Source organism: Microbacterium sp. ZW T6_19 (assembly GCF_044987465.1).
Classification (GTDB): Bacteria; Actinomycetota; Actinomycetes; order Actinomycetales; family Microbacteriaceae; genus Microbacterium; species Microbacterium natoriense_A.
The window spans coordinates 290,292-310,767 of the sequence record NZ_JBJDRH010000004.1; the positions used below are offsets into that span (position 1 = coordinate 290,292).

Genomic DNA, 20,476 nt, shown 5'->3' on the forward strand with positions numbered 1-20,476 from the left:
AGGGAGCCGGATCGCCAACAGGAACATTTCCGCCCCTGCGGAATCTCGCCTTCCGCCCCCGCCGCCGCGGATCCTGACATCATGGAGACGCGGGACACAGGCGTCGCCCGCGCGGAGAGTGGGAGGCACATGTCGCGTCAGCGCCAGGATCAGCTCCTCGCCGCTCTGCTGCGTGAGGATGCGTGGGTGACGGCGTCGAGCCTGGCCGATCTGCTCGGGGTGACGCCGCGCAGCATCCGCTCGTACGTGGTGTCGCTGAACGCCCGCGTTCCCGCAGGCGACGCAGTGGAGTCCGGTCCGGCCGGCTATCGGACGGGCCCGTCGGCCCGCGATGCGCTGCGGACGCGATCGGGCGAGAGCACGCCGCGCCACCGCCTGCACGCTGTCGTGCGGATGCTGCTCGACGACGCCGTGGGCATCGACGTGTACGACGCCGCCGCGCGCCTGCACGTGAGCGAGGCCACGCTGGAGGCCGATCTCACGCGCGTTCGCGCCGTGCTCGAGGGCACCGGTCTCGTACTGGGGCGGGATCGCGAGCAGGTGCGTCTGAGCGGTTCGGAGGAAGCCCGCCGCCGTCTGATCAGCCGCCTGGCGCACGACGAGTCGGTGACGGCGTCGTTCCATCCTGAGACGTTCCGCACCGCGTTGGTCGGCGACGCGGTGGATACCACGGCGGTGGCGCCGTTCAAGAAGGCACTCGTCGAGGAGCTGAGCGGACTCGGCTACTACGTCAACGAGCTGGCGATCTCCGACGTACTGCTGCACATCGCGATCGCGGCCGATCGGGTCGCCGCGGGGCACGCGCTGTCGGAGGCCGACGCTCCCGCTCGGGAGGAGATCCCGCAGGTGGGCGCCGTGATCTCCCGTCTCGCCGGCGATCATTTCGGCGTGCGGCTGGGCGACGGGGACGTCGCCCACCTCGCCTCGCTGGTGCTCACCCGCGTGGTCGCCCCCGGCGACTCCACCACGAGAGACGCGGCACGCAGCGGGGTGGAGCCGCGCGTGGAAGCGGCGGTGCGGGCCGAACTCGAACGGGCGGCCGCGGAGTACCGGCTCGATCTGGTCGACGACTCCTTCGTGCTGCGGTTGTCGCTGCACATCCAGAACCTGCTGCGCCGTGCAGAGAGCCGGGCACTGTCGCGGAACCCGCTGACGCGGTCGCTCAAGTCGACCTACCCGATGATCTTCGAGGTCGCGGTGTCGATCGCCAGCGGACTGCACGACAGGCTCGGCTCGCCGATCCACGATGACGAGATCGCCTACATCGCTATGCACGTGGGCGGCCGTATCGAGCGCAGCCGCGCTGCCGCGTCGATCCTCACCGCGACGATCGTCTGCCCGGGGTACTACGAACTGCACGAACTGCTTCGTTCGAGCGTCGACCGTTCACTCGGATCGGCCATCGAGGTCACGAGCGTCGTGACGAGCGTCGACCCCGACTGGTCATCTTTCGACACCGATCTCGTGCTCTCCACGATCGAGCCTGCGGATGACTCCGACCGCGTCGTGCGGATCCATCCGTTCTTCTCCGAGACCGACGCGGAGCGGGTGCAGCAGGCGGCCGCGCGACTGCGCAGGGCCCGCCGCCTGAATCGCCTCCGCGCCGAGCTGTCGCGGTATTTCGACGCCGAGGCCTTCCTTCATCCGCTGCCTGACGAGGGCGAAGAGAGCATCATCCGCCGCCTCGGCGACCTGCTCGTGCGGCGCGGACTGATCGGCGAGGACTACGTCGAGAACACGACCGTGCGCGAGCGGATGTCGTCCACCGCCTTCACCGACGCCCTCGCCGTGCCGCACGCCCTCCAGATGACCGCCACTCGCACCGCGATTGCGATCGGCGTGGCCGAGGGATCGGTCGGGTGGGGCGATGGACGCGTGCAGGTGGTCGCTCTCGCCGCGTTCAGCGAGAGCGACCGGGCCGCGTTCCAGACGGTGTTCGAGCAGCTCGTCGAGGTGTTCAGCGAACGCGACAGCGTGCAGCGCATCGTGCGCCGTGGAACGACCTTCGAGGCGTTCCTCGACGAACTCGTCGCCGTGATCGACGGCTGATCAGCCCTTCGGGTCGAGCACGGCCGCGAGCTCATCGAGCAGTGAGGCGGATGCCGGAGCATCCACCGTCTCCAGCGTCACCACGTCGCCCTCGGCGAGGTCGAGCATCATCACGGCGAGCACACTGCGGAGATCAGCCTCCGCACCAGTCTCCTTGCGTACGACGACCGGTCCGTCGTGGCACATCGCGAGGCGGACGAGTTCCGCGACGGGTCGCGCGTGACCTCCGTTGAGAGCGGTGATCCGGACCCGCCGCGTCGCCATGCCCGCCTCGCTCAGGAGCGCTCCTCGAGCAGCGCGCGCACGCCTGCTTCGAGGTCGGCGACGGTCTGCGTCGCGCCTTGGGCGGAGTCGGCCTTCGCGTCGATGTAGACCTTCAGCTTGGGTTCGGTGCCGCTCGGCCGCACGATCACCCGGGATCCGTCCGCCAAGCGGTAGCGCAGCACGTCACCGGACGGCACGCTCGCGGGGGCGTGGAGGAGGTCTTCCGCCGAGACGACCGCGTGCGTGCCGATGTGCGCGGGGGGCAGCGTGCGCAACGACAGCATGACCCGGCCGATGATCGACAGATCATCGACGCGGATCGAGACCTGACCGCTCGCGAAATGGCCGTAGACCTCGCCGAGTTCGGCGAGCAGGTCGGTGAGTCCGACACCCCGCTCGCGGGCCTCGGCAGCAAGGCCGAGGATCGCGACGGCGGCGGAGATGCCGTCCTTGTCTCGTACGGTGCCGGGGTTCACGAGGTACCCGAGAGCCTCTTCGAAGCCGAACACCATGCCCGGTGCGCGTGAGATCCATTTGAAGCCGGTCAGGGTCTCGTGGAAGTCGAGACCGTGGTGTGCGGCGATCGCGCCGAGGCCGGGGGAGGACACGAGCGAGCATGCCAGGGACGCGCCGGGCGTTCCCTCGGCGGCGCGTGCGGCTCGCGCGCCCAGCAGCAGGCCCACCTCGTTGCCGGTCAGTCGTCGCCAGCCGCCCTCGACGCTCTTGTCGGGGACGGCGACGGCGAGCCGATCGGCGTCGGGATCGTTGGCGAGGATGAAATCGGCCTGCACTCGGCGGGCTCTCGCGAACGCGAGGTCCATGGCGCCGGGTTCTTCGGGGTTCGGGAACGACACGGTGCGGAACGTCGCGTCGGGGTTGAGCTGTTCGTCCACCACGAGAGGCTGGGGATAGCCCGCGGCGCTCACGATCCGAGAGAACGTCTCCCATCCGACCCCGTGCATCGCGGTGTAGACCCAGCGGAGTCCGCCCGCAGCTTCCGGGGCAGGAGCGACGGCTGCGGTGGCCGAGACATAGGCCTCGACGACGTCGTCACCCGCCGTCTCGTACGCCGTCGAACGCGGCAGAACCGTGATGTCGCCGGCATCTGCCACCCGCTGGATGTGCGCGGCGATCTCAGCATCCGCCGGAGCGACGATCTGCGAACCGTCGTCGGCGCCGCCCAGATAGACCTTGTAGCCGTTGTCGTTCGGCGGGTTGTGGCTGGCCGTGACCATGACTCCGGCGTCGGCGCCCAGATGGCGCACCGCGAAGGCGAGCACCGGCGTCGGCAGCAGACGGGGGAGGAGGATGGCCCGCAGGCCCGCACCCGCGAACAGCTCAGCAGAGTCGATCGCGAACACGCGGGAGTTGCGTCGGCCGTCGTAGCCGATGACGACGGTGGGGGTGCGGCCGTCGGCCTTCTCACGCAAGTAGGCGGCGAAGCCGGCAGCGGCCTGCGACACCAGCACCCGGTTCATCCGGTTGCTCCCCGCTCCGAGTTCTCCGCGCAGGCCCGCTGTGCCGAAGGCGAGACGCGCGCCGAAACGGTCGGAGAGGTCGGCCGTCGCCGCGTCGTCGCCCGCGGCGACCCTCGTGATGAGTCCGGCCAGCTCGTCGCGGGTCTGGTGATCGGGATCCTGTCGCAGCCAGGCGCGGGCGGTGGCGAGAAGCGCGTCGCTCACAGCGCCTCGATGACGCGGGCGAGCAGCTTCGTGATCACCGGTTCGGCGAGCTGTCCGGCTTCGATGACCTCGGCGTGGCTGAGCGGGGTCTGCTGGATGCCGGCCGCGAGGTTGGTGATGAGAGAGAAGCCGAGGATCTCCATACCGGCCTCTCGTGCCGCGATCGCTTCCAGCGCGGTCGACATGCCGACGATGTGGCCGCCGATGGCCTTCGCCATCTGCACTTCTGCGGGTGTCTCGTAGTGCGGACCGCGGAACTGCGTGTAGACGCCTTCGTCGAGCGTGGGATCGATCGTGCGCGCGACGTCGCGCAGGCGCTTCGAGTACAGATCCGTCAGGTCGATGAACGTCGCGCCCTCGAGCGGAGAGTCGGCGGTGAGGTTGATGTGGTCGCTGATCAGCACCGGCTGGCCGGGCTTCCAGGTCTCGCGGATGCCGCCGGCCCCGTTGGTGAGGACCATGATCGAGGCGCCGGTGGCGGCCGCGGTGCGGACCGAGTGCACGACGCGGCGGACGCCGTGATCTTCGTAGTAGTGGGTGCGGGCGCCGATCACGAGCACGTGCTTGCCGTCAGGGGTGCGGATGCTGCGGAGCGTGCCGACGTGTCCTTCGAGGGCCGGTTTGGAGAAACCGGTGACGTCGGTGGCCGGGATGGTCGCGACGGTCTCGCCGATGATGTCTGCCGCCTTGCCCCAGCCGCTGCCGAGGGTGAGGGCGATGTCGTGCTTCTCGACGCCGGAGAGCCGTGCGATATCGGCCGCTGCGGCGGCGGCGACCTCGAACGGGTTCGCGGACGGGTCATCGAGAGGGTTGCTGTGCGTTTCGGGCATGGGTCCACTCTATGAACGTGACGGCTCACCCGCCAGGATTGCGGAAGAATGGAAGGCATGTCTTTCACCCCTTTTGAGCGCACACAGCGCGTCGCCGTCCTCGGCGGCGGTCCCGGCGGTTACGAAGCGGCCCTCGCGGCCGCGCAGCTCGGGGCAGAGGTGACGCTGGTCGAGCGCGTCGGCATCGGCGGTTCTGCGGTTCTCACCGATGTGGTGCCTTCGAAGAGCCTGATCGCCACGGCCGACGCGGCTGTCGCGATCGCCGAGGCCAGCGACCTGGGAGTGCAGTTCTATGCCAAGGGGGAGAACGGCAAGCCGCTCAAGCCCGAGATCGCGATCAACCTCGCAGCGGTGAACAAGCGGCTGATCGCTCTGGCCGGTCAGCAGTCCGAAGACATGCGCGCCGCCCTGCTCGAAGCCGGAGTGCGAGTTCTGCCCGGACACGGGCGCCTCGAGGGGACCAACGCGATCGTCGTGTCGACCGGCGTCGACGGCACCGACTTCGACCGCATCGAGGCCGACACCATCGTCGTCGCCGTCGGAGCGTCGCCGCGCGAACTCGATTCTGCCAAGCCCGACGGCAAGCGCATCCTGACCTGGACCCAGCTGTACGACATGAAGGCGCTGCCCGAGCACCTGATCGTCGTCGGCTCCGGCGTCACCGGCGCCGAGTTCGCCTCCGCCTACATGAACCTCGGCGCCAAGGTCACGCTGATCTCCAGCCGCGAGCAGGTGCTGCCGGGCTCCGACCAGGATGCTGCCCGGGTGCTGGAGAAGGTATTCAAGCGCGGCGGCATGCAGGTGCTCTCGAAGTCGCGCGCCGACAAGGTCGAGGTCACGAAGGACGGCGTCACCGCGACCCTGTCCGACGGCACGACCGTCGACGGCTCGCACTGTCTGATGGCAGTCGGATCGATCCCGAACACGGCGGACATCGGTCTTCAGGATGCAGGCGTCGAACTCACCGAGTCGGGGCACATCCGCGTCAACAAGGTCGCCAGGACCTCGGTGCCGAACATCTATGCGGTCGGCGACTGCACGAACTTCTTCCCGCTGGCGTCCGTCGCGTCCATGCAGGGGCGCACGGCCGTCTTCCACGCGCTGGGCGACATCGTGATCCCGCTCGAGCTGCGCAAGATCACCTCGAACATCTTCACGGCTCCCGAGATCGCGACGGTCGGCTTCAGCGAGCAGGACGTGGAAGACGGCATCGCCGACGGTCTCGTCTACAAGCTCCCGCTGGCGGCGAACCCCCGCGCGAAGATGATGGGCATCAAGGACGGGTTCGTGAAGCTGATCGCCCGCAAGGGCTCCGGCACGGTGATCGGCGGCGTGATCGTGGCGCCGAAGGCTTCCGAGCTGATCTACCCGATCGCGGTCGCCGTCGAGCGTCGGCTGACCGTCGATCAGGTGTCTCGTGTGTTCGCCGCATACCCGTCGCTGTCGTCGAGCATCACCGACGCCTCCCGAGCGATGCACAAGGTGAACATCGTCAGCTGAGATGAGGCCGTATCTTCCCGCGCTGCCGGTTCTCGCGCCCCTCGCCGTCATCGCGATCGTCGTGCTGCTCGTGCGACTGCATCGCCGGACCGAGCTGACGCTGCCGCGCGCCATCGTGGTGATCGTCGGGTGCGTGTACACGGCAGGCCTTGTCGGACATACCCTGTTCCCCATCCCGCTGGCGCCCGAGAGCGACCCGCCCGAGTGGTCGGTCTGGATCAACCTCGTGCCGTTCGCCGATCTCCTCGACGACCCCTCGGGCCTGCTCCTCAACGCGCTGCTCTTCGCTCCGCTCGGGTTTCTGATGCCGCTGGTGCGGAAGATCACCTCGGTCTGGCAGGTGCTGCTGCGTGGACTGCTCGCGAGCCTCGTCATCGAGATCGGGCAGTTCGTCGCCGATCTCGCCGTCGGGCTTCGACGCGTGGCCGACATCGACGACCTGATCGCGAACACCGTGGGCGCACTGATCGGCTACGGGCTGTTCCTGCTGCTCACCTGCCACCGGGGTCTGCGCCGTATCGCCGAGCGCAGTTCGCTAGTTCCTTCGGCACGCGCGTCAGGTCGTGCAGGAGCCGTGCAATGACCGCCCCTGACGTCGTACCGCCGATGCAGGCGTGGCCAGCGAACTGGGGTGAGCGGCGACCAGGGCGAAACGTGGGAATGCTCTGGGTCGGCATCGCATTGTTCGCGATCGCGGCTGCGATGGTCAGCTTCTCCGGAGGCGACGCAGGACCGTTGTGGTCCGGTGCGGTCCTCGCACTTTTCGGTCTCACGGCGTTGGTCGTCGCGGCTCGCAGACCCTTCGGCCGGGGGCGCATGCAGCTGGTCGACACGGCGAGGTTGGCCGGGGGAAGAACGTCGACGACCGATGTCCGGGTGCATTTCGTCCCCGAACGGCTTGCCGGCGCTGCCGCCCTCCTGCTGTCGGCCGTGTGGGCGATGGTGCTGACCGCGGCGACGGCCGTGGCCGTGCAGATGGGGGCGGCCGGGCGGCCTCAGGCCTTCCTCGGTGCGGCGGTGCTCGGATTGCTCGCCGCGCTGTTCGCCTATGCGGCGACGCGAGGGACCGTTGCCCGGTATCGGTTCAATGCGTTCGGTCGACGCCCGGTCGGGTTGGCCATCGGCTCTGACGGGGTCTTTCTAGTCCGTGTGGGGGAGACCCTGCATGTGCCGTGGGCGGTGATCCGCCGTGTTGAGGCCGAGGTGACCGAACCCCGACGCGGCGTGGACCGGGCTCCGCTGATCCGGCTCCGCCTCGACCCGGAACGCGCGATCGGGACGGGCAGCGCGCAGGCCCCCGCCACTGTCACGGTTGCAGCGGCGATGCTTCAGATGCACCCGCAGGTGGCGTGGTCCGCGCTGCACGGCTTCCACCGTTCGCCGAGCTCACGGGCGATTCTCGGCACGCCGTCGGGGCAGCTGCTGTTGGACGAATGGTGTGCTTCCGCCCCGACCGCGTGAGGCCCGAGCGTCAGCTGATGGTGAGCAGCTGATGTCCCGCTGACACGGTGGTTCCCGCATCCGCGCTGATGTTGCCGACGACGCCGTCCTTGTGCGCCTGCAGCGGCTGCTCCATCTTCATGGCCTCGAGCACGACGACGAGATCTCCCTTGACGACCTGCTGGCCGTCTTCGACCGCGATCTTCACGACGGTGGCCTGCATGGGCGACTTCACCGCATCACCGGATGCGCCGGCGCCCACTGTGGTGGCGTGGCTGCGGCGCGACGGCGGCACGGCGGCCGGGCGGCCCGCGGCGCTGACCGATGCGGCCACGCGGTCGGGCAGGCTGACCTCGAGCCGCTTGCCGCCGACCTCGACGACCACCGTGTGGCGCCCCGCGGCCTCAGCAGGTGATTCCAGCTCGCCGTCCCACGCGGGGATGTCGTTCACGAACTCGGTCTCGATCCAGCGCGTGAAGATGCCGAACTCGCCGTTCTCTGCCGTGAATGCCGGGTCTCGCACGACCTTGCGGTGGAACGGCAGCACGGTCGGCATGCCCGACACCTCGAACTCGTCGAGCGCCCGGCGGGAGCGCTCCAGCGCCTCGGCACGGTCCTTGCCGGTCACGATGATCTTCGCGAGCAACGAGTCGAACGCGCCCGAGACCGAGTCGCCGGCCGTGACGCCGGAGTCGAGACGGATGCCGGGGCCCCCGAAGGTCTTGAAGACGTGGATAGGACCCGGCTGGGGGAGGAATCCGCGACCCGGGTCTTCGCCGTTGATGCGGAACTCGATCGAGTGCCCCTGGGGCTCCGGGTCGGCGTAGTCGATGACTCCGCCGGCGGCGATGCGGAACTGCTCGCGCACGAGGTCGATGCCGGTGACCTCTTCCGACACCGGATGCTCGACCTGCAGACGGGTGTTCACCTCGAGGAACGACACGGTGCCATCCGCGCCGATGAGGAACTCGCACGTGCCGGCGCCGACGTAGCCGACCTCTTTCAGGATGGCCTTCGACGCCTCGTACAGCTGGCGGTTCTGCTCCTCGGTGAGGAAGGGCGCAGGGGCCTCTTCGACGAGCTTCTGGTGGCGCCGCTGCAGGGAGCAGTCGCGCGTGGAGATGACGACGACGTTGCCCTCGGCGTCGGCGAGGCACTGGGTCTCGACGTGGCGCGGCTTGTCGAGGTACTTCTCCACGAAGCATTCGCCGCGCCCGAAGGCGGTCACCGCTTCGCGCGTCGCCGATTCGAAGAGCTCGGCGACCTCGTCGAGCTCGCGGGCGACCTTGAGGCCGCGTCCGCCGCCGCCGTATGCCGCCTTGATCGCGATGGGCAGGCCGTGCTCCTTCGCGAAGGCGATGACCTCGTCCGCCCCGTTCACGGGCCCGGGCGTGCCGGGGGCGAGAGGAGCCCCCACCTTCTCGGCGACGTGACGCGCGGTCACCTTGTCGCCCAGCGCCTCGATGGCCTCGGGCGATGGGCCGATCCACGTCATGCCGGCGCCGATCACGGCGCGGGCGAATTCGGCGTTCTCCGCGAGGAAGCCGTAACCGGGGTGCACGGCATCCGCCCCGGCGCGACGTGCCACCGACAGGATCTTCTCGATCTGCAGGTAGGTCTCGGCGCTGGTCGTACCGCCCAGGGCGTAGGCCTCGTCGGCGAGGCGGGCGTGCATCGCATCCCTGTCCTGGTCGGCGTAGACGGCGACCGAGGCGATGCCCGAATCACGGGCGGCGCGGATGATGCGGACGGCGATCTCGCCCCGGTTGGCGATAAGAACCTTCTCGATGGGCATGAGTGTCAGCCTATCGAGAACGCTCCCGATCTATTTGACGACTCTCCACAAGAAACATCGGGAAACGTGTCGGGAGCCTACGACCACAGGTCGGTCCAGGTCACGTCCAGCTCGGCGGCGAGTCGGCGGACGGTCGACAACGACATGCCGACGACGGTGGAGGGGTCGCCGTCGACACGGGTGATGAAGGCACCGCCCAGGCTGTCTACCGTGAAGGCGCCGGCGACGTGCAGCGGTTCACCGGATGCGACGTACGCCGAGATCTCGGCGTCGGTGATGTCGTCGGCGAAGGTGACGGATGCCGCAGCCACGGCTGTCCGCTCGATGGGCGCTTCACCAGGTGAGACCCGGTGGACGGAATGACCGGAGTGCAGGATGCCGGTGGCTCCGCGCATCTCCCGCCAGCGCCGGGTCGCCTCTTCCGCCGTGTAGGGCTTGCCGTAGACGCGCCCGCCGATCTCGAACATCGAGTCGCCGCCGATCACGATGCCGTCGAAGTCGCCCGACGCCGCGAGGCGCTCGGCGACGTCTCGCGCCTTCGAGCGGGCGAGCAGCAGGACGAGTTCGTCCGGAGCCAGCTCCGCCCCTCGCTGCGCCGCCGCAGCGGCGGCAACCGCGTCCTCATCGACCTCGGGCGAGAGCGTCAGCGGTTCTATGCCGGCTTGACGCAGCAGCATCAGACGAGCGGGGGAGGTGGAGGCGAGGCACACGCGCATGCTCACCACCGTAGCGGCCCGCCGTATCCTGGAGGGATGACCTCCTCCTCATCCCGGACGCTCGATCTGGACATAACCGGCATCGCGCACGGCGGCACCTTCATCGCCCGCCACGAGGGACGAGTGGTGTTCGTCTCCGATGCGATTCCCGGAGAGCGCGTTCGTGCTCGTCTGGATGCGTCCTCGACCGACGATTCGAAGAGCTTCTGGCGCGCGGAGACCGTCGAGGTGCTGGAAGCGTCCGAGCACCGCCGGCCTCACGTCTGGGCGGAGGCCGATATCGCGCGCGCGCCCGCCGATCGTCCTGGTGGCGCCGACCTCGGCCACATCGACCTCGCCCACCAGCGCATTCTCAAGCGACAGGTGCTCTCGGAAGCGCTCGACCGGTTCGCCGGCGAAGGGGTGGAGGCTCCGGAGATCGAGCCGGTGGACTCGACGGATGGCACGGGCTGGCGCACCCGGGTCACGCTGCACGTCGACGACGAGGGGCGAGTGGGCCCGTTCGCCGCCCGCAGCCACCGGGTGATCGAGGTCGGCGCGCACCCTCTGGCTCGCCCTGCGATCGCCGAAGCCGCCGCCGGATTGACCGGCGGCAAGCCGGGGCGCATCGAACTCGTCGAGCCGGCCGATGGCCGCGTACGCGTCATCCGCCGGGAAGATGCCGTCCGTCGGAAGGACGTCGAACGCCGTCACGGGCGCGGGCACCCGCCGCGCCGCGCGCACGAGACGGTTCATGAGCAGGTCGGGGACCGGCGGTTCCAGGTCGACGCCGACGGCTTCTGGCAGGTGCATCCGCGCGCGGCATCCGTCCTCGACGCCGCCGTGTACGGGCTGCTCGAAGATCACGTCGATGAGTCGGCGACCCACTACGACCTGTATGGCGGCGTGGGACTGTTCGCTGCGACTCTCGCCGACCTCGGAGCCAAGGACATCGTGACCGTCGAGTCGAGCGCGAGGGCGACCGAGCACGCGAGGGCGAACCTCGCGCCGCTCGCGGTGACTGCGGCGACAGCCCGTGTGGACAGGTTCCTCGCGGGCGCGCCGCGCACCGGCGCCGGTGCCATCGTGCTCGACCCGCCGCGTTCGGGTGCGGGGCGAGCGGTCGTCGAGGCACTGCACGCGATGTCGCCCGAGGCCATCGCGTACGTGGCCTGCGATCCCGTGGCGCTGGCGCGGGACCTCGGAACCTTCCGCGCGCTCGGCTGGCAGGTGCCGCGCATGCGCGCCTTCGACCTCTTCCCGCACTCGCACCACTTCGAGGTCGTCGCGCTGCTGACCCGATGACCGAAGATCAAGCATCTGGACGAACTCACTAGGCTGTGGGGATGAGCAGGGTCGCCCTCATCGATGATCACGAGTCCGTCCGCCTCGGGCTTGAGGCCGCGTGCGCGCGCGACGGCGAGCAGACGGTGGTGTTCTCCGGCAGCACCGTCGCGTCGTATCTCCTCTGGCGCAAGGCATCCGGTCAGGCGCCTGCCGACGTCGTCGTGCTCGATCTCACACTCGGAGACGGCACCACGGTCACCGAGAACGTCGCGTCGATCGTCGCCGATGGGGCGAGCGTCGTCATCCACAGCGTCGCCGACCGCCCCGCAGCCGTCCGCGAGGCCCTGGTCGCGGGAGCCGCCGGGGTCGTCAGCAAGTCCTCGGCCCTCGACGATGTGCTCGATGCGATCCGCACCGTCGCCCAGGGGGAGGCGCTCAACAACGTCGAATGGGCCAGCGCTGTCGACGGTGATCGGGACTTCGCCGACGCCCAGCTCTCCACCCGCGAAAGGGAGGTGCTGCGCCTGTACGCCACCGGTCTTCCGCTCAAGGCCGTCGCGGAACGACTCGGCGTCGCCTACTCCACAGCCAAGGAGAACATCTCCCGCATCCGGGTGAAGTACGTCGGCGTCGGCCGGCCGGCGTCGACCAAGGTCGATCTGATGCGCCGGGCCATGGAAGACGGCATCTACGCGCCCGACGGAGCCTAGCGTGACCGCCGAGCCGGTCAGCATCCGTGACGCGTGGAGCAAGATCCCGTCGCCCGGGAGCGTCGAGACCGGTTTCGAGCGGTTCACCGGCAAGCGCATGGAGCGGATCCTCGCGACCGTCGTCGCGATCGGCTCAGCGGTGCTGGGCGCGCAAGCGCTGATCTCGGCGCTCACGACGTTGTCGCGGGCCGACTCGGTACACATCGGCATGCTGCTCGTCGTCTTCGTCCCGCTGGTGTCGATGCTGCTCGCGTGCGTGATCGGGCGGGGCGTCCGCGTGACGGCCGGCCTCTTCGCGATCGCCTACGCCGTCGCGCTCGCTGCATGGCCGAGCGTCGTGGATCCGCTGCACAACGACGCGACGCAGCAGCCGTGGATCTTCTTCCTCGTCAACGTCGGAGTCGTCGCGGCGATGCTCGCCTTCCCGCTCTGGCTGCAGTTCGTCTGGGCCGCCGGGATGCCCTTCGTCTACGGTTACGTGCGTCTGGTGCAGGGCGAATTCTCGAGCGCATTCTGGATCACGACGGCGTTCGACGTCTCGTTCACGCTGATCCTCGGCCTCGTGATCATCTCGCTGGGATGGATGTTCCGGTCGGTGGCTGCCGGCGTCGACGACGTGCGCGGGCGCGCCGTCTCGTCGTATGCCGCGGCCGCCGCGGCGGCAGCGGCGGAGGAGGAGCGCATCACCATGTCGGCCCTGATGCACGACAGCGTGCTGGCCGCCCTCATCGCGGGCGAACGCGCCGAGAGCGAGCGTGCTCGTGATCTCGCGGTGGCGATGGCGCGCGAGGCTCTCACGCGCCTCGCCAACACCGAGGCCGCCGTGGCGGAGGAGGGCAGCGACGAGCCGGTTGCGGCCGTGCAGATCGTCGTGGAGCTGAGACGGGCGCTGTCGGAGCTCGGCGCCGATGCCATCGTCGAAGAACGAGGCGTCATGGGAATGATGCCGGGCCGAGTCGCCCGCGCTCTCGTGCTCGCGGCGAGGCAGGGGCTGGGGAACTCGGTCGCCCACGCCGGCGGCCGCGGCCTGCACATCGTCGTCGAAGGACACGGCGACGACGGCATCTCCGTCGTGATCAGTGACCGCGGTCCCGGGTTCGTCCTCGAGGAGATCGGCGCGGATCGCCTCGGCATCCGCGCATCTATCTTCGCTCGCATGGCAGGCGTCGCCGGCACCGCGCGGATCGACTCGGACGAGTCGGGAACCGTCGTGACCCTCGGCTGGGAGCTCTCGTGAACCGCACGGTGCGCAGCGTCGCGACCCTGCTCAGCATCGGATTCGCGATGTACTTCGCGGCCCGCGGAGTGTGGTGGATCGAGCAGCCCGACGCGCCGCTGCTGATGCTGCTCGCAGTGGTGCTCTATCTGGTGACGGTCAACATGGCGATCCTGTGGGATTCCGCCGTGTCCGTTCGGATGCCTTTGTGGGTCGCGATCCTCGCAGGAGTCTCCAGCGTCGTCATCCCGAGCCTCGCGACGCACTCTCTCGCAGTCGCGCATCGCACGGCGCCGTTCGCGACCTGGTACATCGGCGCGATCGGGCTGCTGGGCGTGGTCCTCGTCGTGCGTCGGCGCCTTCTGATCGCGACGTTGAGCCTGACCGCTCTGATCGCCACATGCTGGATCCATCTCGGGATCCTCAGCGCGCTGTCGCTGGGCCTCGTCGGCTCGATCATGTGGGTGGCGGTCGCATGGCTTCTCGTGATGTTCTGGGATCGGGCCATCCGTGACACCGAGCGGCTCGCCGACATCCAGCAGGCAGTGTCCGCCTGGCATGCGACCCAACAGGTGCGACAGCGCGAGCGTCGCCTGCGCACGCAGTTCGCGCTGGCCGTCGCTGGCCCCGTGCTCAGCCGCGTCGTCGCCTCGCACGGAGCCCTCGACGAGGATGAGCGGCTCGAGGCGCGCCTGGCGGAAGGACGGCTGCGAGATGAGCTGCGGGGGGCGAGTCTTCTGAACGACGCCGTGCGCGATGCGATCGCCGATGCGCGCCGACGCGGCGTCGCCGTCACGGTGTTCGACGAGGGCGGCCTCGACGAGATCGAGGAGGGCCGGCGAGCCGAGATCCGCGATGAACTCGCCGGTGTCCTGGCGGACGCTCACGCTGACCGCGTCATCATCCGCGCCGCGCGAGACGACCGCGTCGCGGTGACAGTGGTGGGTCGCGCGAGCGCCGGATCATCGAGCGACGACGATGCGGTGGATCTCTGGCACGAGATTCTGAGGGACGCGAACTCCTGATCCCTCGCCCGCCTCGGTTCTGATCGGGGGAGGAAGTCAGAACCGAGGTCAGTAGGAGTGGGCGAGGGGCGGCGAAGCCGCCCGCCCCTCGCCGTTGCGGCCCAGTTACCCGAAAACTGTCCGCTGGTGGCCGATCACCGTCTGTCTACCCTGGGACAGAGAGACCAGCCGAACGCGAAGCGTCTTACTAAGTCTCACTCTTCTGACAAGGCTTGTCTGTAGGTATTTTGGGGGACAAATTCTGGCCAATAGTCTGAGGGGGAATGGGGGAGGATAGGACGATGGGCATGCGTCGCGGCACCAATCTTCCCCGCATGGGCGACTTCAACCAGGCGGTGATCCTCGAGGCGATCCGCAGATCGGTCGAGGGCGTGAGCCGGATCGAGCTGGCGGCGGCCACCGGGCTCTCCGCTCAGACCGTCACGAACATCACGCGGCGCCTCCTGGACGACGGACTGATCGCCGAGGCGGGCAGGGCCATCAACGGCCCCGGCAAGCCGCGTGTGATTCTTCGACTGGTGGCGGACAGCCGGTTCTCGATCGGTGTTCACCTCGATCCGGCGGTGATCACGCTCGTCCTGCTCGACCTTTCGGGTGCCGTAGTCCGGCGCCGCGTCGTGCGCACGCCGGCGAAGGACCCCCGCCGCATCGTCGACGTCATGGCGCAGGCGATCGAGGCGATGATCGCTGACGCCGGCATCGATCGAGAGGCGGTCGCGGGCGTCGGCGTCGCCGCACCCGGCCCGCTCGATGCCGCGCGAGGCACCGTGATCGACCCGCCCAAGCTGCACGGATGGCATCGCGTCCCGCTCCGCGCCGTCCTCGCCGAGGCGACCGGGTTCGCCGTCGCACTGGAGAAGGACACGACCGCCGCGGCCGTCGGCGAGTTGTGGACCGGCAACGGTCCTGCCGACGATTCCTTCCTCTTCGTCTACCTGGGAACCGGCATCGGGGCCTCCTTGGTGCGCGGTGGTGAGGCCGAGCGGGGCAGCTCCCGGAACTTCGGGGAGATCGGGCACATCGTCGTCGATCCGGACGGGCCGCTGTGCGCGTGCGGGCTGCGCGGGTGCGTCGACGTGGTGTGCACTCCCCAGGCGATCGTCGAGCAGGCGGAGAGCGCAGGCGTCTTCCCCGACGACCGCGAAGGCAATGATGTCGAGGCGGTGGAGGTGCGGTTCACGCAGTTGTGCGCCCGAGCGTCTGCCGGAGATCTGCAGGCTCTCCAGGTGCTGCGCCGGGCGGCGGCGCACCTGTCCGTGCTCATCTCGGTGCTCACGAACGCGTTCGATGTCGACCGCGTCGTGCTCGGAGGGCCGTTCTGGTCTCGTCTGGCATCCGTCTACCTCGAAGAGATCCCGCCCGCTCTCGACCGCCGCAGCGCGACCCGTGCAGTACGACAACTGCCGGTAGAGGGAACCGTGGTCGGCGACGATGTCGGCGCAGTCGGCGCGGCGTGCGTGGTGCTCGACGCCGTGCTGACCCCTCGGGCGTCCGACCTGTATCTCGAGGACTGAGCCCGGCGAAGAGAGCGAAGAGAGCGCGCTTGAAACAATATCTCTAATCGATGTAGTATTGGTCGTACGCCGATCTGGGGCGATGCGCGGCATCTGAATCCCGCATCGGATTTCGGCACAGTCCGTCTGCGTGATCCGTGAGCTGGGGGGCTCACGGATCCGCAGGCTCTCGTGATCGGCAGACTCTCGTCTCGGGTCAGCCCGCGAAACGGCCCCACGGGATGTCACGGCGGAGGGGCCTGCGCAGAGGCCGCTGCGTGCGCTGCCAGGCAGAGGTCTGCCGCTCGACGGCGACGGCGCCCGCTTCCTCCTGCGCATAAGCGTTGCTGACCACGGCGATGAGGGCCGCCAGCTCTTCTTCTGTGGCCGTGCCGCGCAGGATCTCGATCGTCGGCGGCTGGTGTTCCGGACGCTCGGTGATCACAGCGGAATGTTCCCGTGCTTCTTGGGGGGCAGCTCTGCCCGCTTTCCGCGCAGTGCCCGCAGAGCCTTCGCGATCGAGACCCGCGTGTTGGCAGGTTCGATGATGCCGTCGATCTCGCCGCGTTCAGCCGCGAGGAACGGGCTAGTGACGCTGTAGGTGTACTCGTTCGCAAGTCGCGTGCGCACCGCGGCGACGTCTTCACCCGCCTCTTCGGCCTTCTTGATCTCACCGCGGTACAGGATGTTCACGGCGCCCTGGCCGCCCATGACAGCGATCTCGGCCGTCGGCCACGCGAGGTTCACATCGGCACCGAGTTGCTTCGAGCCCATAACGATGTAGGCGCCGCCGTAAGCCTTCCGGAGGATCACGGTGACCAGCGGCACGGTGGCCTCGGCGTACGCGTAGATGAGCTTGGCGCCGCGGCGGATCACGCCGGTCCACTCCTGATCGGTGCCAGGAAGGTATCCCGGCACGTCGACCAGGGTCACGATCGGGACGGAGAACGCATCGCAGAACCGCACGAAACGGCTCGCCTTCTCGCCGGCTTCGATGTTCAGCGTGCCCGCCATCTGCGACGGCTGGTTGGCGATGATTCCCACAGAGCGGCCCTCGACACGACCGAAGCCGATCACGATGTTCGGCGCGAACAGCGGCTGCACCTCGATGAAATCACCGGCGTCGACGACGTGCTCGATGACGGTGTGGATGTCGTAGGGCTGGTTGGCGGAATCGGGGATGATCGTGTTCAGAGTGCGATCGGCATCCGTCGTCTCCCACTCGAAGCCGCTCTCGTAGCTCGGGATCTCGGCCATGTTGTTGTCGGGCAGGAAGCTGAGCAGCGTGCGCGCGTAGTCGATCGCGTCGTCCTCGTCTTCGGCGAGGTAGTGCGCGACACCGGAGCGGGTGTTGTGCGTGAGCGCACCGCCCAGCTCCTCCATGCCCACGTCTTCGCCTGTGACGGTCTTGATCACGTCCGGGCCGGTCACGAACATCTGGCTGGTCTTGTCGACCATGATCACGAAGTCGGTCAGGGCAGGTCCGTAGACCGCACCGCCGGCTGCAGGGCCCATGATGATGGAGATCTGCGGGATGACGCCCGAGGAGCGGGTGTTGAGGCGGAAGATCTCGCCGTATTTGCTGAGCGCGAGGACGCCCTCCTGGATCCGGGCGCCGCCCGAGTCGAGGATGCCGATGATCGGCACGCCGCTGGTGAGCGCGAACTCCATGATCTTGATGATCTTGTCGCCGGAGACCTCGCCGAGCGATCCGCCGAAGGTGGTGAAGTCCTGAGAGTAGACGGCGACGGTGCGGCCGTGGATCGTGCCGATGCCCGTGACCACTGAGTCGCCGTAAGGACGGTTGCGGTCCATTCCGAACGCGGTCGTGCGGTGACGAACGTACTCGTCGAACTCGACGAAGCTCCCGGGGTCGACGAGGAGCTCGATGCGCTCTCGGGCAGTCATCTTGCCCTTCGCGTGCTGCTTCTCCTTCGCGATCTTCTCTGCGTCGACGACGGCTTCGTCGTAGCGGGCACGAAGATCTGCGATGCGGCCGGCGGTGGTCAAGAGTTCGGGCTGTTCCGTCACGGATTCCACCCTAGCGCGGGGGTCGCGCGGACCGTTGGATGCTCGCCACAACGCGACCCGTGATCCTTTGGCGCTCGGCCACGCATCGTCTGTCGTGCGTCAAGAGAAGCCTGTCGGCTCACACGACGAATCGCCACACGTACTCCAGCCCGTCGCTCTGCCGGAACCAGGCGAGGGTCACGACCACCTCGTCGAGGTCGGCGGAGCACAGGCAGAGTTCCATGCGCTCCGCAGGCAGCACCTGGCCCCATAGCTGGGTCGTCTCGTTCCCGCCGCGGTCGCCGCGGAAGACGCGCACGAAGTCCGCGGCCTCGGAGCTCTGGTTGATCACGACCGGATGCGCCGAGTCTTCGCGCGACACGTGCCAGGGCACCCGGTAGGCGACGGGCGGCGGGACGTCTGAGGGATCGACTGGTCTCAACATGGGCGCCACGCTAAGAGCGGCATCCGACGGGAGAAGGCGGGAGCGAGTGCCCGTCACGCCTTCTGTGGGGAACTCGCTATTCCTGCGGGGAGGTGGAGGACGAGTCCACGTTCGTGCGACGTCCCACGGACAGAGCCTTCCGCCCGGCCCAGGTCACCCCGCGCGCCGCCGTGCCCGCGGCCCCTGCGACCGCGTTCCCGACGTACTGGGCGCCGTGCAGCATCCGGAGTTCGAGCTTCTCGGCGCCGTCGACGGGCTCGAGCTCTGCAGGCAGGGTCGTTGGAGGGGTTCCGAATGCACGGTGGGAGGTCGTGAGCACCCGCCGCCCGAGAATGTGATTGCCGGTTCCGCCGATCACGGCTCCGACCCCGAAAGGCATGGCCTTGCCGATGAACGACGCTCCGCCCCTGGTGGCGAACTGCTTCAGGAACATGCTCTTGAGCCGATCGACCATCGGCCCGACAGCGGCGCGGGGGAGCGACTTCGTCACCAGTTCGCCCCAGTACGACGAGCGCGTTCCACCGCGACCGGTCGCCTGACCTGCCAGCTGGCCCACGAGCGCCACACCCTCCTTGCCGAGCATGAGCGTCATCACCAGGGCCCTCGCGCGATCCGGGTTGGCGACGGCGATGCCGTGCACCTCCGCGATGGACTGCGCGAACAGCGCGGTCGATTCGACGAAGCCGACGGTCTCGACACCCGACAGCGCCAGCGTCACGCCCGTGCCGATTCCGGGGATCACGGCGGTGGCGCCGACGGCGGCGCCGCCCGTGGTCACGGCCGTGAGGTATCGCTTCTCGAGAATGCGGATGATCTCCTCGGGTGTGGCCCGTGGATGCCGAAGGCGGATGCTGCGGATGTGCGCGAGCACGATCGGACGCTGGATCGACAGCACGCGGTCGAGTCCGCGGACCATGAGCGGATGCTCGGTCGATCCCACGGGCGGCACTCCCTTGTCCCACGGCGATCCGTCGGGCAGGGAGTGGATCTTGTGCACCTTGTTCCCCATGCGTTCGATCCTAGAGACGCACGCCGCGAAAACGCCGAATGCCCGACCCCCTTGCGGAGACCGGGCATTCTTCGACAGACTCAGGGGCCCGTCGTGAGAAGTCAGACGAAGAGGTTCGCCCGCTCGAGGTCCTCGGCGAAGTCGACCTCGACGGCGTACAGGTCGGACACGTCCATCGGCTCGAGCAGGATGCCGTCCTCGGCGATCGCGAGCTCGAGGCCTCGCTCGAAGTAGTCCTGGTCCTCGACGCGCTGCAGCTGGCGCATGAAGGCCTTCTTGTGCGCCGACGAGATGTAGTTGATGCCCACGGCCTCGCCGAGGCCGCCCTTGACGGTCTTGGACAGCTCATTGATGAAGCCCTCGGCGGTGACCGTGTACTTCACCTCTTCGTCGCTGACCTTCGAGGTGTTGACGGTGACGAACGACTGGTCGCGCTCGATGTAGGCGGCCGCGCGGCCGAGGATCATCGGGTCGAAGACCACGTCGCCGTTCATCCACAGCACGCCGGACTTGCCGGTCGCGCCGAGGGCGCGCAGCAGGCTCTTCGAGGTGTTGGTCTCGTCGTAGCGCTCGTTGTGCACGTAGTTGACGTGAGGGAAGGCCTCGATGATGGTCTCCGCGCGGTAGCCCACGACCGTGGTGATGCGCGCATCGGTGCCGAATGCGGCGCGGATGTTGTCGTGCTGCTGGCGCATGATCGTGCGTCCGTCGCTGAGCTCGGTGAGCGGCTTCGGCAGTGCACGGCCCAGGCGCGAGCCCATTCCGGCTGCGAGGATGACGGTCTGAAGAGTCACGAGAGCTCCTAAAGGAAGAGTGTGTTCACGGTCGGTTCACCGACCAGACACTTCGTCGTGCCGATTTCATGGTAGCCATCGACCCTGGGAACCCCAGGGGCTGGAAGGCCCTGTTGCCATTTCGTGACCGAGTACACACGGAACACTCAGATTCGGAGCGTGCCCGCCGATCCTCAGGTTACACGCGGACATCAGCAGGGGAAAAGCTGAGTCGAGCCGAGCATCGTCGGGC

General features: G+C 68.5%; 19 protein-coding genes. 9 read left to right on the forward strand and 10 right to left on the reverse strand.

The features are described 5' to 3' along the window. Nucleotides 1-129 precede the first annotated feature (129 nt). Nucleotides 130-2,049 (forward strand): BglG family transcription antiterminator, encoded by a 1,920-nt coding sequence (locus ACI3KT_RS08435; protein ID WP_404903589.1) that lies wholly within the window; start codon nucleotides 130-132, stop codon nucleotides 2,047-2,049. On the opposite strand, the gene ACI3KT_RS08440 is transcribed toward ACI3KT_RS08435, so the two are convergent. From ACI3KT_RS08440 to ACI3KT_RS08450, 3 genes are read right to left on the reverse strand one after another with little or no spacing between them, the layout of a single operon-like run. Continuing rightward, a complete protein-coding gene (locus ACI3KT_RS08440) occupies nucleotides 2,050-2,313 on the reverse strand; it encodes an HPr family phosphocarrier protein (RefSeq protein ID WP_404903591.1) in 264 nt (87 codons plus the stop codon). Between the two features lie 11 nt (nucleotides 2,314-2,324). Further along, nucleotides 2,325-3,995, reverse strand: coding sequence for a phospho-sugar mutase (locus ACI3KT_RS08445; protein WP_404903592.1), 1,671 nt, complete (start codon nucleotides 3,993-3,995; stop codon nucleotides 2,325-2,327). Beyond that, a complete protein-coding gene (locus ACI3KT_RS08450) occupies nucleotides 3,992-4,825 on the reverse strand; it encodes a purine-nucleoside phosphorylase (protein ID WP_292909204.1) in 834 nt (277 codons plus the stop codon). The genes ACI3KT_RS08445 and ACI3KT_RS08450 overlap by 4 nt, the downstream gene beginning before the upstream one ends. Before the next feature lie 48 nt (nucleotides 4,826-4,873). Between ACI3KT_RS08450 and ACI3KT_RS08455 the strand changes: the two genes are divergently transcribed. Genes ACI3KT_RS08455 through ACI3KT_RS08465 form a run of 3 tightly spaced genes read left to right on the forward strand, consistent with a single transcriptional unit; the run spans nucleotide 4,874 to nucleotide 7,786 of the window. Further along, nucleotides 4,874-6,325 carry an NAD(P)H-quinone dehydrogenase gene (locus tag ACI3KT_RS08455; protein ID WP_404903594.1) on the forward strand — a complete coding sequence of 484 codons (1,452 nt, stop codon included), beginning with the start codon at nucleotides 4,874-4,876 and terminating at the stop codon, nucleotides 6,323-6,325. Between the two features lies 1 nt (nucleotide 6,326). Then, nucleotides 6,327-6,908: a VanZ family protein gene (locus tag ACI3KT_RS08460; protein ID WP_404903596.1), complete on the forward strand. Its 582-nt coding sequence runs from the start codon at nucleotides 6,327-6,329 to the stop codon at nucleotides 6,906-6,908. Further along, entirely contained in the window at nucleotides 6,905-7,786 is an 882-nt protein-coding gene (locus ACI3KT_RS08465) for a hypothetical protein (RefSeq protein WP_404903597.1), read from the forward strand. The genes ACI3KT_RS08460 and ACI3KT_RS08465 overlap by 4 nt, the downstream gene beginning before the upstream one ends. Before the next feature lie 10 nt (nucleotides 7,787-7,796). Here the strand turns inward: ACI3KT_RS08465 and ACI3KT_RS08470 are convergent, their stop codons facing one another. After that, nucleotides 7,797-9,560: a biotin carboxylase N-terminal domain-containing protein gene (locus tag ACI3KT_RS08470; protein WP_292909210.1), complete on the reverse strand. Its 1,764-nt coding sequence runs from the start codon at nucleotides 9,558-9,560 to the stop codon at nucleotides 7,797-7,799. 77 nt (nucleotides 9,561-9,637) lie between these two features. Continuing rightward, nucleotides 9,638-10,276, reverse strand: coding sequence for a nucleoside triphosphate pyrophosphatase (locus ACI3KT_RS08475; protein WP_307298080.1), 639 nt, complete (start codon nucleotides 10,274-10,276; stop codon nucleotides 9,638-9,640). Nucleotides 10,277-10,312: 36 nt separating this feature from the next. Between ACI3KT_RS08475 and ACI3KT_RS08480 the strand changes: the two genes are divergently transcribed. From ACI3KT_RS08480 to ACI3KT_RS08500, 5 genes are all read left to right on the forward strand, one after another. Continuing rightward, nucleotides 10,313-11,560, forward strand: coding sequence for a class I SAM-dependent RNA methyltransferase (locus ACI3KT_RS08480; protein WP_404903599.1), 1,248 nt, complete (start codon nucleotides 10,313-10,315; stop codon nucleotides 11,558-11,560). Between the two features lie 41 nt (nucleotides 11,561-11,601). Next, on the forward strand, nucleotides 11,602-12,252 hold the full coding sequence (locus ACI3KT_RS08485) for a response regulator transcription factor (protein ID WP_307298077.1): 651 nt from the start codon (nucleotides 11,602-11,604) through the stop codon (nucleotides 12,250-12,252). Nucleotide 12,253: 1 nt separating this feature from the next. After that, on the forward strand, nucleotides 12,254-13,489 hold the full coding sequence (locus ACI3KT_RS08490) for an ATP-binding protein (RefSeq protein ID WP_404903601.1): 1,236 nt from the start codon (nucleotides 12,254-12,256) through the stop codon (nucleotides 13,487-13,489). Then, nucleotides 13,486-14,493: a hypothetical protein gene (locus ACI3KT_RS08495; protein ID WP_307298072.1), complete on the forward strand. Its 1,008-nt coding sequence runs from the start codon at nucleotides 13,486-13,488 to the stop codon at nucleotides 14,491-14,493. Before ACI3KT_RS08490 ends, ACI3KT_RS08495 begins: the two co-directional genes overlap by 4 nt. Before the next feature lie 314 nt (nucleotides 14,494-14,807). Next, on the forward strand, nucleotides 14,808-16,007 hold the full coding sequence (locus ACI3KT_RS08500) for an ROK family transcriptional regulator (RefSeq protein ID WP_404903703.1): 1,200 nt from the start codon (nucleotides 14,808-14,810) through the stop codon (nucleotides 16,005-16,007). Nucleotides 16,008-16,203: 196 nt separating this feature from the next. Here the strand turns inward: ACI3KT_RS08500 and ACI3KT_RS08505 are convergent, their stop codons facing one another. From ACI3KT_RS08505 to ACI3KT_RS08525, 5 genes are all read right to left on the reverse strand, one after another. Further along, nucleotides 16,204-16,431: an acyl-CoA carboxylase subunit epsilon gene (locus tag ACI3KT_RS08505; RefSeq protein ID WP_292909219.1), complete on the reverse strand. Its 228-nt coding sequence runs from the start codon at nucleotides 16,429-16,431 to the stop codon at nucleotides 16,204-16,206. Next, nucleotides 16,428-18,017, reverse strand: a complete 1,590-nt coding sequence (locus ACI3KT_RS08510; protein ID WP_373426296.1) for an acyl-CoA carboxylase subunit beta — start codon at nucleotides 18,015-18,017, stop codon at nucleotides 16,428-16,430. The genes ACI3KT_RS08505 and ACI3KT_RS08510 overlap by 4 nt, the downstream gene beginning before the upstream one ends. A 118-nt stretch (nucleotides 18,018-18,135) precedes the next feature. Continuing rightward, nucleotides 18,136-18,441, reverse strand: coding sequence for a hypothetical protein (locus ACI3KT_RS08515; RefSeq protein WP_404903602.1), 306 nt, complete (start codon nucleotides 18,439-18,441; stop codon nucleotides 18,136-18,138). 76 nt (nucleotides 18,442-18,517) lie between these two features. Further along, nucleotides 18,518-19,450, reverse strand: a complete 933-nt coding sequence (locus tag ACI3KT_RS08520; RefSeq protein ID WP_404903603.1) for a hypothetical protein — start codon at nucleotides 19,448-19,450, stop codon at nucleotides 18,518-18,520. A 101-nt stretch (nucleotides 19,451-19,551) separates the two neighbouring features. Continuing rightward, entirely contained in the window at nucleotides 19,552-20,244 is a 693-nt protein-coding gene (locus ACI3KT_RS08525) for a phosphocholine cytidylyltransferase family protein (RefSeq protein ID WP_307298070.1), read from the reverse strand. Nucleotides 20,245-20,476 lie beyond the last annotated feature (232 nt).